Annotated in this window: 12 protein-coding genes and 1 riboswitch; of the genes, 2 read left to right on the top strand and 10 right to left on the bottom strand. The window is 69.5% G+C overall.

Features of this window, described 5'->3' with window-relative positions; translation table 11 throughout:
* Nucleotides 1-30: 30 nt before the first annotated feature.
* From ABD810_RS12705 to ABD810_RS12670, 8 genes are all read right to left on the bottom strand, one after another.
* Complete coding sequence (locus tag ABD810_RS12705) at nt 31-1,350, bottom strand: GH1 family beta-glucosidase (protein ID WP_344938279.1); 1,320 nt, start codon at nt 1,348-1,350, stop codon at nt 31-33.
* Between the two features lie 82 nt (nt 1,351-1,432).
* Complete coding sequence (locus ABD810_RS12700; protein WP_344938277.1) at nt 1,433-2,452, bottom strand: LacI family DNA-binding transcriptional regulator; 1,020 nt, start codon at nt 2,450-2,452, stop codon at nt 1,433-1,435.
* Between the two features lie 28 nt (nt 2,453-2,480).
* Nucleotides 2,481-3,914 (bottom strand): GH1 family beta-glucosidase, encoded by a 1,434-nt coding sequence (locus ABD810_RS12695; RefSeq protein WP_344938275.1) that lies wholly within the window; start codon nt 3,912-3,914, stop codon nt 2,481-2,483.
* Nucleotides 3,911-4,795, bottom strand: a complete 885-nt coding sequence (locus ABD810_RS12690; RefSeq protein ID WP_344938273.1) for a carbohydrate ABC transporter permease — start codon at nt 4,793-4,795, stop codon at nt 3,911-3,913. Before ABD810_RS12690 ends, ABD810_RS12695 begins: the two co-directional genes overlap by 4 nt.
* A complete protein-coding gene (locus ABD810_RS12685) occupies nt 4,792-5,772 on the bottom strand; it encodes a carbohydrate ABC transporter permease (protein WP_344938271.1) in 981 nt (326 codons plus the stop codon). The genes ABD810_RS12690 and ABD810_RS12685 overlap by 4 nt, the downstream gene beginning before the upstream one ends.
* Before the next feature lie 236 nt (nt 5,773-6,008).
* On the bottom strand, nt 6,009-7,355 hold the full coding sequence (locus tag ABD810_RS12680; RefSeq protein WP_344938269.1) for an ABC transporter substrate-binding protein: 1,347 nt from the start codon (nt 7,353-7,355) through the stop codon (nt 6,009-6,011).
* 528 nt (nt 7,356-7,883) lie between these two features.
* Nucleotides 7,884-8,552: a CHAP domain-containing protein gene (locus ABD810_RS12675; RefSeq protein WP_344938267.1), complete on the bottom strand. Its 669-nt coding sequence runs from the start codon at nt 8,550-8,552 to the stop codon at nt 7,884-7,886.
* 10 nt (nt 8,553-8,562) lie between these two features.
* Nucleotides 8,563-8,712: riboswitch (cyclic di-AMP (ydaO/yuaA leader) on the bottom strand.
* Between the two features lie 456 nt (nt 8,713-9,168).
* Nucleotides 9,169-9,450 carry a hypothetical protein gene (locus tag ABD810_RS12670; protein ID WP_344938265.1) on the bottom strand — a complete coding sequence of 94 codons (282 nt, stop codon included), beginning with the start codon at nt 9,448-9,450 and terminating at the stop codon, nt 9,169-9,171.
* 225 nt (nt 9,451-9,675) lie between these two features.
* Between ABD810_RS12670 and ABD810_RS12665 the strand changes: the two genes are divergently transcribed.
* The gene (locus ABD810_RS12665; RefSeq protein WP_344938263.1) at nt 9,676-10,662 is read left to right on the top strand and encodes a hypothetical protein; all 987 of its coding nucleotides are present in this window, start codon (nt 9,676-9,678) and stop codon (nt 10,660-10,662) included.
* Nucleotides 10,659-11,888: a DUF6716 putative glycosyltransferase gene (locus ABD810_RS12660; protein ID WP_344938262.1), complete on the top strand. Its 1,230-nt coding sequence runs from the start codon at nt 10,659-10,661 to the stop codon at nt 11,886-11,888. The genes ABD810_RS12665 and ABD810_RS12660 overlap by 4 nt, the downstream gene beginning before the upstream one ends.
* Nucleotides 11,889-11,932: 44 nt before the next feature.
* On the opposite strand, the gene ABD810_RS12655 is transcribed toward ABD810_RS12660, so the two are convergent.
* Nucleotides 11,933-13,198 (bottom strand): polysialyltransferase family glycosyltransferase, encoded by a 1,266-nt coding sequence (locus tag ABD810_RS12655; RefSeq protein WP_344938260.1) that lies wholly within the window; start codon nt 13,196-13,198, stop codon nt 11,933-11,935.
* A complete protein-coding gene (locus ABD810_RS12650; RefSeq protein WP_344938258.1) occupies nt 13,195-14,157 on the bottom strand; it encodes a glycosyltransferase family 2 protein in 963 nt (320 codons plus the stop codon). The genes ABD810_RS12655 and ABD810_RS12650 overlap by 4 nt, the downstream gene beginning before the upstream one ends.
* Nucleotides 14,158-14,184 lie beyond the last annotated feature (27 nt).

The following is a 14,184-nucleotide window of genomic DNA, read 5'->3' as shown; positions in this document are numbered from 1 at the left end:
CGCGCCGGGCCTCCGTTCCGGGCCACACGGTCAGCCGAGGCGGCCGGTGGCGATCACGTCGCGGTACCACAGGGCGCTGTTCTTGAGGGTTCTCTTCTGGGTGGCGTAGTCGACGTGGACGATGCCGAAGCGGGCGCTGTAGCCCTCGGCCCATTCGAAGTTGTCCAGCAGGGACCAGACGTAGTACCCCTCCACAGGGACGCCCTCCGCCAGGGCGTCCCTGACGGCGGCCAGGTGGTCGCGCAGGAAGGTGATGCGCCCGCCGTCGTCGACCGTGCCGTCCGGTCCGACCTCGTCGGGCGCGGGCACGCCGTTCTCGGTGACCACGATCGGCACCTCGGGGTAGTCGGACCTCAGCCTGGTCAGGGTGTCGTACAGGCCCCTCGGGTAGATCTCCAGCCAGTCGAGCTGCGCGGTGGGGTGCTTCAGCACGCGGTTGCCCTCGGCGTCCAGGAAGTTCGGGTTGTAGTACTGCACGCCGAGCACGTCGACGGGCTCGCTGATCGTGGCCAGGTCCCCGTCGCGGATGTGGTCCTTCATCGGGCTGCGCTCGGCGATCCACGCCAGCGTGTCCTCGGGATAGGCGCCGGTGAAGATCGGGTCGAGGTACAGCCGGTTCTCCAGGCCGTCCTGGTGCCAGACCGCCTTCGCCGTCTCGGGGGCGCCGTCGGCGGCGTAGGTCGGATGCAGGTTGAGCGCGGGACCGATACGGCGCCCGGGGTGGCGGTCGTGCAGGACGCGCGAGGCGAGCCCGTGGCCGAGCAGCAGGTGGTGAAGGGCCACGAACGCCCGGCCGTCGTCCTGGATCCCGGGCGCGTGGACGCCCGCACGGTACCCGCACTCGACCACGGTCTTGGGCTCGTTGATGGTCAGCCAGTCGCGGATCTCCAGGGCGTCGAACATGATCTCGGCGTACTCGGCGAACCGCTCGGCGGTGTCCCTGTTCTCCCAGCCGCCCGCGTCCTGCAAAGCCTGGGGAAGGTCCCAGTGGAACAGCGTGGCCATGGGGTGGATGCCGCGCTCTCTCAGCCCTTCCACCAGGCGGCGGTAGAAGTCGATCCCCCGCTGGTCGGGCCGGCCGGCGCCGGTCGGCTGGACGCGCGGCCAGGCGATGGAGAAGCGGTAGCCCCGCAGCCCGAGGGACGTCATCAGGCCGAGGTCCTCGCCGAGCCGGTGGTAGTGGTCGGCGGCAGGCGTCCCGGTGTCCCCGTTCTTCACGTTGCCCGGGACGGCGGCGAAGGTGTCCCAGACGGACACCCCACGCCCGTCCTCCTCGGTGGCGCCCTCGATCTGGTACGCGGACGTGGCCGCGCCCCAGACGAACTCGTCGGGGAAACGCTGGTCAGGCACGGTCTTCTCCTTCTGAGGGGTGGGCGGGGGCATGCCGCTGCCCGGGCCCTCGATCGTGCGAGGGCCCGCGGGGACGGCGGTGTCAGGCCGAGCCGCGCTCGACGAGATACGTGTCCAATATGACGACGGGCTGCTCCAGGCGCTCGCCGTTGATGCGGGCCACCAGGAGCTGTGCCATCTGGCGGCCCATGTCCTCGGTGGGCTGGTGGACGCTGGTGAGCGGCGGCAGCGTCTGGGCGGCGACCGCGGAGTCCTCGAAGCCGATCACCGCCACGTCGCCGGGAATGGCCTTGCCGTGCCGCTTGAGCACCCGCATGGCGCCGATGGCCATCGCGTCGGAGGCGGCGAACACCGCGTCGAGAGAAGGATGCTCCTCGAGCAGCCGCTCCATCGCGCTGACGCCGCTGGCCTCGAGGAAGTCTCCGTACACGACCAGCTCGGGCATGCCGGTGACCAGCAACGCGTCGCGGTAGCCCGCGAGACGGTCGACGCCCACGCCCATGTCCTGCGGGCCGGCGATGGTGGCGATCTGCCGCCGGCCCCTGCCGAGCAGGTACTTGACCGCCTGCCTGGCACCCGCGCGGTTGTCCACGTCGACGTAGCTGAAGGGGGTGAACCCCACGGGACGGCCGCCGAGGACGGTGGGCACGCCCATCTCCTCCAGCCGGCCGGGCAGCGGGTCGGCGCCGTGCAGCGAGATCAGCAGGACGCCGTCGACGTGCTGGCCGGTGAGGTAGAGCTCCAGGCGCTCGTGCTCGTCGGAGGACTGCGCCATCGTCAGGATGAGCTGCAGCCCGGTCTCGGACAACGACGAGCCGATGCCGCGGATGATGCCCGCGAAGAACGGCTCGTCGAAGATGCGCTGTTCCGACTCCGACACGACCAGAGCGATCGTGTCGGTGCGTCTGGTGACCAGGGTGCGCGCTGCCCGGTTGGGCACGTAGCCGAGCTCCTCGATCGCCTGCTGCACCGCTTCACGCGCCTTCTCGCTGACCTTCGGCGAGCCGTTGATGACGCGTGAGACCGTGCCGCGGCCGACCCCGGCGCGAGCTGCGACGGCCTCGAGGGTCGGTCGCGCTCCCGAGCGGCGGTCCCCGTTCATGAAAAGTGCCCCCTCCTGAGGTTAGGCCTTATTCTGCCGGACCACGAAGACCACCTCGGCGTATCGTGTCGGCATACCACAAGGCGCTGGCTTTGGGGGTTCTGCGCTGGCTGGCGTAGTCGACGTAGACGAGCCCGAAGCGCTTACCGTATCCCCACGCCCACTCGAAATTGTCCATCAAGGACCAGGCGAAATATCCCTTCAGGGGGATCCCGGCCTGGATGGCGGCGTGGCAGATGCGCAGGTGCGCGTCGATGTACGCCAGGCGCTCCTGGTCGTCCACCTTGTCGCCGTCCAGCACGTCGTCGAAGGCGGCGCCGTTCTCCGATATGACCAGCGGCATGCTCGGGTAGTCGCGGGCCAGCCGCTCGAGCACCTCGTACAGGCCGAGGTCGTCGATCTCCCAGCCCATCGAGGTGACCGGGCGGCCGCCGTTGACGAACGACACCTGCTCGCTGCCCGGCCACGGCGACCCGGCGCCGGTCGGCGCGGCGGCGGCGGACGCGGCCCCGCCGGGCTTCCCTGACACGGTGAAGCGGCTGTAGTAGTTCACCATCAGCGTGTCGAACGGCGTGGAGATCGTCTCGAGGTCGCCGTCCTCGATGAAGTCGATCTCGGTGACCTGGCTCAGGTCTTCCAGGACGTCCTCGGGATAGGAGCCCTTGAGCAGCGCGTCGAGGAAGAACCGGTTCTGCAGGCCGTCGATGCGCCGGGCGGCGTCCAGGTCGGCCGCGTCGTCGGAGGCCGGCGTGATCGCGTACAGGTTGACGGACCCGCCGATCTGCGCGCCCGCGCCCTGGGCGCGCAGCGCCTGGACGGCGAGCCCGTGGGCCAGGTTGAGGTGGTGGGCGGCCCTGATGGAGGCGGCCGGCTCCCGCCGTCCCGGAGCGTGCTCGCCTGAGGCGTAGCCGAGGAAGGCGGCGCACCAGGGTTCGTTGACGGTGCTCCAGTTGCGGACCCGGTCGCCGAGGGCCTGGTGCACGCACGCGGCGAAGTCGGCGAAGCGCTTCGACGTGTCGCGTACGGGCCATCCGCCGAGATCCTCCAGTGACTGGGGCAGATCCCAGTGGTACAGCGTCAGCCAGGGCTCGATGCCGTGGCCGAGCAGTTCGTCGACCAGGTTCCGGTAGAAGTCGAGACCGGCCTGGTTGACCTTGCCCGCCCCGTCCGGCTGGATCCGCGGCCAGGAGACCGAGAACCGGTAGGCGCTCAGGCCCAGGTCCGCCATGATCGCCACATCGTCGCGATAGCGGCGATAGTGGTCGATCGCCATCTCGGCGTTCTCGCCGTTGAGCACGCGCCCGGGCTGCCGGACGAACGTGTCCCAGATGGAGGTCCCGCGCCCGTCGGTGCTGATCGAACCTTCGATCTGGTAGGCCGAGGTGGCGGCTCCCCAGACGAAGCCGGTGGGGAACACCAGGGCGGGGGCGTCGGTCTCGGGTTGAGTCTCCTGCGTGGTCACGCTTTGACCGCACCTTCCATGAGTCCGCCGACGATCTGTCGGCCGAACGCGACGAAAACGATAATGAGCGGTAGTACGGAGAGCGCCGTGCCGGTGAAGATCAGCACGTAGTCGGTGGTGTGGGCCGCGGTGAGGAAGCTGATCGAGACCTGCACCGTGGGGTTCTCCGGGGTGAGGACGATCATCGGCCACATGAATTCGTTCCAGTTCAACATGAACGTCTGCAACGCGAGGACGGCCATGCCGGGCCGTACGGCGGGCAGGATCACGTTCCACCAGATGCGCATGGTGGACGCGCCGTCCACCCGGGCGGCCTCGACCAGCTCCTCCGGAACGGCCTGGTCGGTGTACTGCGTCATCATGAACACGCCGAAGCCGTTGAGCAGGTACGGCAGGATGACGGCCTTGAGCGTTCCCACCCAGCCCAGGCTCACCATGAGCTGGTAGAGCGGGACGATGCCCATCTGCTGCAGCGGCACCATCATCGTGATCAGGATGGAGGCGAGCAGCAGGTTGCGGCCCCGGAACTTGAGCCGGGCGAAGGCGAAGCCCGCGAACGTCGAGATGACCACGACGGACAGCGTCACGGTGGACGTCACGATCAGCGAGTTCAGCAAGCCGGTGACGAAGTGCGCGTCCTCGGTGTTGAGCACCCTCTGGATGTTCTCCCCGAGGTTCCCGCCGGGAAGCAGCGGCGGCGGCACGTCCACGGCGTCGGAGTTCGTCCGCGACGCGATGATGATCATCCAGTAGATCGGGAAGATCGACAGGAGGACGGTGAAGCCGAGGGCGATCTTGGTCAGCGGCGTGGCGTGGAACGGATCCCGCCTGCCCCGGCCCTTGGCCCTCGGCGCGGGCCTGACCTGCGTGATCGCGGTCACTTACTGCCCCCAATCCGGCGGACGAACGAATAGTTGATCGCGACGCCGAGGAGGATCAGCACGAAGAGCAGCCAGGCGGCCGCGGCCGCGTAGCCGTAGTCGAAGTTCCTGAATCCCTGCTCGACGATGTACATCGCGATCGTCTGGAACTGGCCCGTGGTGCCGCCGTCCATGCGGTTGCTGCCGAACATGACCGGTTCGGCGAACAGCGTGAGGCCGCCGATGGTGGAGACGAAGACCGTGAAGATGATCGTGGGCCGGATCATCGGCAGCGTGATGCTCCAGAACTGCCGGCGGGGAGACGCCCCGTCGATCGAGGCCGCCTCGTAGAGGTCGCGGGGGATCGTCTGCATCCCGGCGAGGTAGATGATCGCGTTGTAGCCGGTCCAGCGCCAGTCCACCATGGTGGCGATCGCGGTCCATGACGACCACTTGGCGCTCTGCCAGTCGATGTGGTTCTCGATGCCGACGAAGCCCAGCAACCAGTTGAACAGGCCGAAGTCGCGGCCGTAGAGCTGGGTGAACACGATCGCGACGGCGACGACCGAGGTGACCAGCGGGAGCAGGACGCCGAGGCGGAAGAAGAGCCGCCCGCGCAGCCGCTTGTTGAGCGCGTTGGCGAGCAGGAGGGCCAGGATGAGCTGAGGGACCGTGGCGAGCACGAAGATGCCGACGGTGTTGACGACGGCGTTCCAGAAGTCCCTGTCGGCCAGCAGCTTCGAGTAGTTCTCCAGGCCCGTGAAGGTGGCGTCGCCGCCGGCCAGCCCGTAGTCCTGGAGCGAGACCCACAGCGTGAACACCAGGGGGAACAGGCCGAAGATCGCGAACAGGATGAAGTACGGCGAGATCAGGAAGTACGGGGTCGCCTTGAGGTCGATCTTCGACCAGAAGCGGCGCGAGGCCCGCGAATGATGGCGCCCCGGCCGGGGCGGGGGCGGCGCCGGATCCGCCCGCTGCGTATGGAGGTTGACGCTCATCGGAATTCCGGGGCGGGATCCTGGCCTTCGGCCACGGAGGGGAGCCCCATTCTCCTTCTTTCGTCGGTAACGCTCGGTGGGAGTTCCGCTACCAAGCGATGACCAAGCTCGGCATCGGTCGTACTGCGGGCCACGGCCCGGGCGAGGACGGCGGCGGGGCCGCCGCTCGCTCCGGACCGCAGGTCACCGGCTCGCCGGGTGATTGCCGCGGCGAGCCGGTGACGATCGGTGGACGATCAGCCCGCCGCCTTCTGGCCCGCCTCCACGAACTTCTGCCAGGCCTGGTCGTAGGGCACCGAACCCTGGTCCATACCGGTGATGACCTGCTCCACCTCGCGCTTCTCCTGAGCGTGCTTCTCACCGAGGAAGGTCGGCTGAAGCGACTTGATGGACGGCCCGAAGATCTTGCCGATGGGCGCGTTGTTGAAGTACTCGTTGGTCGCGCTCTGCAGTTCGGGGTTGTCCTGCGCCGGGATGGTGCTGGGCAGGTTGCCGCCCTCCTTGAACGCCATGAGCTGGGCCTCGGGGCTGGTCAGGTAGCTGGCCAGCTCGGCGGCCTCCTTCGGGTGCTTGGACTGCTTGGGCACCGCGAGCCAGGAGCCGCCCCAGTTGCCGCCGCCGCCGGGCACCGTCGCGACGTCCCACTTGCCCTTGAACTTGTCACCCGCGGTCCCCGAGACCACGCCCAGCATCCAGCCGGGGCAGCCCAGGGTCGCGAACTGCGACTTGACGAACCCGGTGTTCCACGGGTCGGTGAAGTTCTGCAGCTTGGCGGTCAGCCCCGCCTGGCTGATCTTCTGGGTGAAGTCGAACGCGGTCTTCACGGCCGGGTTCTTGTCCACGATCAGCTGCTGGTTCTTGTCGAAGTAGGTGACGTTGCCGTTCTTGGCGGCCTCCTGGGACAGCACCACGTTGTAGATGGTGTTGACGCTGTCGACGAACTTGGCGTCCTTGACCTTGGCCTGGAAGTCCTGGCCGGCCTTGATGAAGTCGTCCCAGCTGCCGCCCCACAGCTTGGAGACCTCGTCGCGGTCGGTGGGCAGCCCGGCCTTCTTGAACAGGTCGGTGCGGTAGCAGATGCTCATGCCGCCGACGTCGGTGCCGAGGGCGAACAGCTTGCCCTCCGAGTTGAGTCCGTTCTCCCACTTCCACGCGGGGAAGTCCGCCTGACGGCTCTGCAGGCCGTACTGACCGAGGTCGGTGAAGAACTGGGGCCGCGCCTTGGCCAGGCCCATGCCGCCCTCGTCGATGCCGATGACGTCACCCGCGCCGGTGCCCGACTGGAGCCACTGCAACATCTGGGGCCAATAGACGTTCTCAAAGCTGTCGGTCAGGTTGTTGTACTTGACCTGCACGTTCGGGTGTTCGGTGTTCCACTTCTCCACAGCGGCCTTGTAACCGAAGTTGGTGCCGCCGCCGAAGGTCTGCAGCGTGAGGGTGATCTTCTCGGCCGGCGCGGCCGACGACGAGTTCCCGGCGGTGCCGCCGGTGTCACCCGACCCGCATGCGGCGGTGATGCCCAGCGTGGCCGTCATCACCGATGCGACCGCGAGCATTCTGCCGCGGCGCATGTTGTTCTTCATTCCGGACCCCTCTCAGGTGGTTGCCCGATAGATGGGAGGTGCATCGAGGGCCGGCCCCGACAGTCGGGCCCCGCGATGTGCTGGATCCCTCAGCCGTGATCTCGTGGGTGTCATCCCGCGAGCGAAGTTTTGGGAGCGCTCCCACGAAGAGTCTCCGATAGGCAATGCTGGCGTCAATATGCCGAAACCTAACTGTTACTCCTGGGGCTGTTAGAAGCTCGAAACCAGACTAAGAGCTCGAAACTCACCATTGGCGCTATTGGGAGCGCTCCCATCGCTACCGGCACAGTCGGGCGCAAATCATCCATGCGTCACGCGGAACCAGGGTCGGCGGCCTGTGGACCCGGCCCCGGAGCGGTGTCTCGCCGGGGCCTGGAACGTCCGATGCCGTACGACCGGCGGCGGGACGCCGGTCGTACGGCACTGGGGACGGGCGCCGCCGCGGAGTGGAGTCGGCGGGCGCCCTCGATGGTCGACGAGCGGCGCCCCGCGCGGGAGATGGGTCAGGGCGCCGTGGGGAGAGGGAGATCAGGCGGCGTAGGCGGGGTAGCCGTAGCCCGCGACCTGAGAGGTCGGACGCGTACGGATCTCCACGACGCCGTTGCCGGTGTTGCCCTCGACGGTCTTGATCGTGCCGTCGCCGTTGTCGTCGATGACGTAGCCGACGTGCTGGATGGAGTCGAAGCTCTTGTCGCCGTTCCAGGCGAAGAAGACGACCGCGCCCGGCTTGGGCGTGGTGCCCCAGCGGTCCTTGGACGCGAACCACTTGGCGTGCTCGACGGTGTAGGCGTCGTTGCCGACCGTGTCCTCGAGCCCGAGCTGGTTGCCGACCCAGGAGACGAACATGTCGCACCAGGAGGCGTTGGCGAACCCGGCGACCGAGCCGCCGTCGCGTGCGACCGTCTCCTTGGCCCGCGGGGAGCTCATGTACCAGGAGTGGAACTTCGTGCCGCCGCCCGAGCTGTTCTCGGAGATGCCGACCTGGGCTTTGGCGAGCTTCAGGAGCTGCTGGGCGGAGACCTTGCCCGCGTGCTCCCTGACGTGGGACTCGGCGCTCGCGGTCTTGATCTTCTCGTCGGGGGCGGCGGCGTGTGCCGCGAGGGTGGTGCCCGCCACGACCTGGGCGACGACCAGGCCACCGAACGCTAGGGCCTTCAGCTGGTTCTTCGGGGCATCCAGAAGCCGATGTAGGAACATAGACAAGGGGAAACTCCTTCCAGACCGCCTACCGGGTTAGCTGACGGGTTCGGGCGTGGAAGTTCGCCCTACGGGGGCGTCCGTGGGAGGCGGCCCCGATTCACCCCAGAAGAGGTGGGTCCCCGGCTTCGCAATGAAGCGGACTCGGCGGTAGCACGCATCGGTGGGAGAGGGGTCTCCGCAAGGGGCCGACTCGCGCCAGGCAATCTCCATAGCCCGAGCGCATTGCCCAAACGGGTAGGTCCCGTGCCAGGAGTCCTCTCAGAGTAATACATCGGACAAAGGTACGCAAACAGGACAAAACTCCGGGCTGCACCGGGGGTTGGAAGGGCAAATCCCGGCTTGACGCTTACGGGGACGGTCTCCGGGAGCAGGCGCGACATGTGGGGTTCACCTGCGGATGCCCGGGTAAGGGGGAGCGCTGCGGGCCGACCGGCGAGAGCCGTAGGGGCGCCTGCGGTGGTCTGAGTGAGCCGATGGGGCGGAAGTGATAGTTGTGGCGGTCGGTGCCGGCGATGTCAAGTGAGCTAATGGTGCCTGAGAAGCGGCCGGTTCAGCGATACGGCGAACCCCGCCAGATTCGCTCACATGCAGCAAATTCCGTTAACCGTATATATCAATTCGTGTGCGCTTCGTTACCGAGCAAGAAAGCGCAGGACGGGCACATCCGGATACGCCAGGAAGCCAGGAAGGGTGACCCGGCGTGCTGCCCACCTGAATACAAAGAAATCCGGGAATCGTCCGCCCAGCCGTCGACGGAGAAACCCAGGAAAGGCGAACGCGTGCGCAGTTCGAGGGTTCTCGTACCGCTGACCACCATCGCCTCCTCGGAGGTGTCACGGGCCCGGTCATCCTGCCCCACCGAAGGTCCCATCTCGCCGGCGGCCACGGTGTCCACGCTCTCCACCGGGAAGTCGCCGAAGAAGGCCGGCGCCAGGCCTGTCCCCCTGTGAACGGACGCGCGCCGGTCCTGACCTTGGGCGGAAGAGAGCGACGGGACCTGGCTGAGCCACCGTTGTCCGCTGTTCACCAGGTGTTACCCCCCGCGTAGGCTCACGCGGCTACATTGCTTTTCGTCGTGAAAGTGGCAATGCCCGGCGTGGAAAGGATCGGTCGAAGCCGCGTGCGGGAGCAGGGATCGGCCGTCGCCTGGGTGGAGTCGCCTCTTCAGCTGCTGTGCGCGGTCGAGGCGCGGTACGCCGGCGTGTCCGGGTCCGCCCTGCGCATCGTGACCCGGGGCAGGCTTCCAGGCCTCGGCGTGACCCGCGCCGAGCTGGCCGCGCTCGACCTGCCGGGCGGGGTGGAGATCCAGACCGCGGAGGACACGATGCCCCGCCCCGGGCGAGGGGACACCTGGGTAATCGGCGACGCCTTCTCCGGCAGGACGCAACTCACCTCGCTGACCGCCGCCCCCGCCCAGATGGTCGTGGTGGACGACGGCCTGGCCACGATCCGCCTGCTGGAGATGCTCACCTCCCGGCTCGGCACCCCGCTGCTGCGCGCCCGCACCAGGGCGAAGGCGTCGCGACGGGTGCTCGGGGCCGCCGCGGCGATCCGCCTGCGGGCCGCCGCACGAGCCGGACGGCTCACGGTGTTCACCGCCCTTCCCGTGCCGGCCGAGCTGGCCGAGGCCGTACGGGCGCGCGGGATCCGGCTGGTGACCCACGACTTCGCCTGGCTGCGCTCCCAGCCCGCGATCGCCCATCCGCGTCCGCGCGAGGACACCGTCGTGCTCGGCACCTCGCTCGTACGCAACGGGCTGATCCACCGCGACCGCTACCTGTCGTGGCTCTTCGCGCTCCAGGGGCCGCTGGCCTACTACCCGCACCGGCGGGAGGACCCCGGCGACCTCGCGGCCGTCCGTGACCACCCCGGCGTCACCGTGTACGACGGCGGGGTGCCCGTCGAGATGACCCTGCGGGACCTGCGGCCGGGCCAGCGGGTGCTGAGCCTGCCCTCCACGGCCGTCACCTCGCTGCGCGTCCTGCTGTCGGCGCGCGGCGTCCCCGTCGAGACGGTGGACGTCCCCGATGACTGGTGGACGCCCTCGGCCACGATCTCGCTTCGATCACACCTCCAGATGTTCGCGCACGAAGGGGCTTCTCCTTGAGCCGGGTTCTCGCCGTGGCCGATTCGGATTCGTACCTGAAGTGGGCGGCGGGCCTGCTCGACCAGCTACCGGCCGCGTGGACCTCCACGCTCTCCGTGGTGCGCACGCCGATCGTGCCCTCGCCCGCCCAGATCGCCGCCGCGGTCAGCGGGACGCGGTCCGGCGCCGGCGAGCCGCCTTCCGTGGTGCCGGCCAGGGGGCTGCGGCGGCTCGCCGAGCAGATCAGGCCGGACGTCGTGCTGGTGGCGTGCACCGGGCCCGTGGTGGACGTGCTGGTCAGCGAGGTGTTCGGCGGGCTCAGCCCGCGCCCGGTCTTCGTGTCCGGCCTTCCCGGCATCTCCATCCCCGCGACCGAGAAGGCCTGGATGTACCGCGGCGGCTGCGACCTGTTCGTGGTGCACAGCGGCAAGGAGGTTGAGGAGTTCGGCCGCATCGGCAAGGAACTGGGCGCGACGGGGTCGGTGGCCCTCGCCCGACTGCCCTACCTCGGCCAGGGACCGGCACACCGGCACGACGGATCCCCGGCCGCCCCCGGTGACCGGGTGATCTTCGCGACCCAGGCCAAGGTTCCCAAGCGGCGGGAGGACAGGGAGAGCATCCTGCTGGCCCTGGCCGGGCTCGCCGAGGCCCGGCCCGACCTGGACGTCGTCGTCAAACTTCGTGCGCTGGAGACCGAGCGCCAGACCCACAACGAGCGTTACCACTACGAGCGGCTCTGGCGCTCGCTGGCCGATTCGGGCGCGGTACGCCCCGGCGCCGTGCGGTTCGCCGCCGGCGCGATGCACGAGCACCTCGCCCTGGCCGCCGCGTTCGTGACGGTGAGCTCCACGGCGGCCCTGGAGGCCATCATGGGGGAGGTCCCACTGCTCGTGCTCTCCGATTTCGGGGTGAACGCGGAGATGATCAACCTGGTGTTCGAGGACAGCGGCTGTCTCGGCACCCTGGAGGACCTCGCGCGTGGTGACTTCCGCCGGCCCGCTCACACGTGGTGCGACGCCAACTACTTCCACGATCCGGCCGTCAGCGACTGGGTGGGAGGGCTCGCCGTGCTGGTCGAGCAGGCTCGCTCGGGCGGGCTGGCCCCGGTGCGGTCGCTGCTCGACGGCCCGGCACACGCGGCGGCGCGCCGTCGCGCCCGTCTTCGGGTCGAGGTCCCGCCGGAGGTGCTCCGGGCCGGCTACCGCGCGGGCCGCCGCGTGCGCCGCTACCTGAAGGCGCTCGGCTAGGAAGGGAACGGGCCGGCGCGGATCGGCCGGCCCGGACGGGGACGTCAGCGGGTGAGAGCGCGGCGCAGGCGGGTGAGCGCCCTGCCCTTGGGGGGCTCGGGGGCCGGCACCAGGCCGACGGAGGCCAGGCGGCGGTTCTTGAAGTAGCGGGCCTGCGCGCCGTGGGTCTCGATGTGACGGGCGGCCACCTCGCGAAGCTCCGGGTACGCCTCGCTCTGCATGCAGAAGCCCACCGCCTCGACCAGCGCGGGGAGGTCGACCTCCGGCGGCGCGCCCAGCGATCCGTCCGCGGCCAGGCGGGGCACGGTCGCGTCGACGATCGTCACCGGCACACGGTTGCTGTTCTCGTACGGAGCGAGCCGTTCGAGCACCAGGTCGCAGCCCATCGTCGCGATCGGGACGCCGAAGAGCCGGTGGGCGGTCATCAGCGCGGTGGAGAAGCAGCCCACCACCAGTTCGGGGCGCAGGGCCTGGAAGCAGATCTCCGCCGGGACGGTCTCGCCCGCCACGCTCAGCTCCACACCGAGCTGCCCGGCCACCTGCCTCAGCTGCTGGGCGTGGCGGCGCCCCGCGGCCGGATGCGGTTTGAACAGCACCTTCCGGTGCCCCCGGGCGGCGAGCGCGCGCAGCATCCCCGAATGCAGCTCCGCCTCCTCCTCCGGCGTGACGATCTCCAGGGCCGACAGGTACTGCCCGAGGATCACCGCCTCGCCGGACAGGCCGTCCGGTGCGGGCATCTCGTCCAGCACCCCGCGGAACGCCGCGTCCGGCAGCGGGTCGGGCGCGACGCCCACCTCCCTCAGCAGCAGCGGGGTGAGCTCGGGCACCAGATCGAGGTGGAGAAGCCGGGTGATCCGGCCGGAGATCTCCAGCGGCAGCGGGTCGCGTGTGGGCCCGTAGCTCATCAGCCCGTCGGAGTACACCGTGATCGGGCAGTCCCGGATCAGCGCCGCGATCGTCCGCGCCGGTGGCACCGCGATGGACTCCATGACCAGCTCCGCCGGGCCGTCGTCCAGCGACAGGTGCGACCGCAGCAGGCGCCCGAGCATGGGCACCTCGATGACGCGCGCCTTCCAGTCGGAGGGGTGCAGGGGCGCCACGATGTCGTTCCAGGACCACACCTCGTCGAAGCGCGGGCGGAGCGAGGCGAAGCCCGCCGCCTCCAGCGAGGGGGTGATCTCCGGGATCGCGGCGTTGCCGGACACCAGCAGGATCCTGCGCCCGGTGTGGGGGCCGAACCTCCCCGCGTCCATGGCCGCGGCCAGCGTCATCGCCCCGAAGAGCGTCGAGCTGTAGAAGACCTGGGTCACGGGAAGCGCTCCTCGGGCTCTTTGGGGTGCCGGGGCAGCAGCGGGCGCAGCAGGGCGGCGCGCTCGGGCTCCAGGCCCGAGCCCGCCACCAGCCCCGCGGGCAGGCCGGCGAGGACGTCTTGCGCCCTGGCCTGGAAGCGGGCGCGCAACTCGGGGGAGAAGCGGTCGCCGAGTTCCAGATGGTGCGCCAGCAGGGCGCAGAAGGTGCGCACGGCCTTGGGAAGCAGCTCCTCCTCGTCCTGGACCTGCTTGAACACCAGCTCGAACGCGTCGAAGAAGTGCAACTGCCGCTCGTCCCCGATCTGGGTCAGCGACGCGGGCACCATCCGGCGGTAAAAGACGCCCGCGAGGGAGACCACCGCGAACGAGCGCGCCTCCCGGTGCAGCCGCCAGATCCACGGGCGGTCCTCGGCGGTGTGCAGGTGCCCGGGGAAGGCGAGCAGGTCGCCCAGCTCGCGCCGGTAGATCCCGGCCCAGGCGTACGGGTAGTCCACCATCGTCTTGGCGGCGGCCGGCAGGATGCCGCCCCGGGGATCGAGCACCACTCCCCGCCGGGCCTCCGGCGCCCGGTGGACCACCCGCTTGCGCCCCTCCACCTGTACGTGGTCGGTCCTGACGAAGTCGCAGCCCAGCGCGTCGATCGCGGCCACCAGATCGGCCAGATACCCCCGCGCCAGCCAGTCGTCACCGTCCACGAACGTGACGTACCGGCCGCACGCGAGGGACAGGCCGCGGTTGCGGGCGTCCGCCAGGCCCACGGGGGAGGCGTCGCGCAGGACGGTCAGGCCCGGCAGGTCGTCGCGGAAGTCGCCGATGATCTGCGGGGTCGCGTCCACCGAGCCGTCGTCGACGACGATGAACTCGAAGTCGTGCCGGGCGTTGCGCTTCAGCGAGGTGAGGGCGTCGGCGATGTACGGCTCGGCGTCCCGCACCGGCACCACGACGGACAACGTGATCAACGGCGGCCTCCGGGGCCGGTCACCGTG

The sequence above is a fragment of the Sphaerisporangium flaviroseum genome (genome assembly GCF_039537005.1).
Taxonomy (GTDB): Bacteria; Actinomycetota; Actinomycetes; order Streptosporangiales; family Streptosporangiaceae; genus Sphaerisporangium; species Sphaerisporangium flaviroseum.
This window is presented reverse-complemented; position numbering and strand designations above follow the sequence as displayed.

Excerpts from the sequence above, each read along its gene's own strand:
- ABD810_RS12700 (WP_344938277.1), bottom strand. The coding sequence starts at position 2,452 with ATGAACGGGGACCGCCGCTCGGGAGCGCGACCGACCCTCGAGGCCGTC.
- ABD810_RS12685 (WP_344938271.1), bottom strand. The coding sequence starts at position 5,772 with ATGAGCGTCAACCTCCATACGCAGCGGGCGGATCCGGCGCCGCCCCCG.
- ABD810_RS12680 (WP_344938269.1), bottom strand. The coding sequence starts at position 7,355 with ATGAAGAACAACATGCGCCGCGGCAGAATGCTCGCGGTCGCATCGGTG.
- ABD810_RS12675 (WP_344938267.1), bottom strand. The coding sequence starts at position 8,552 with ATGTTCCTACATCGGCTTCTGGATGCCCCGAAGAACCAGCTGAAGGCC.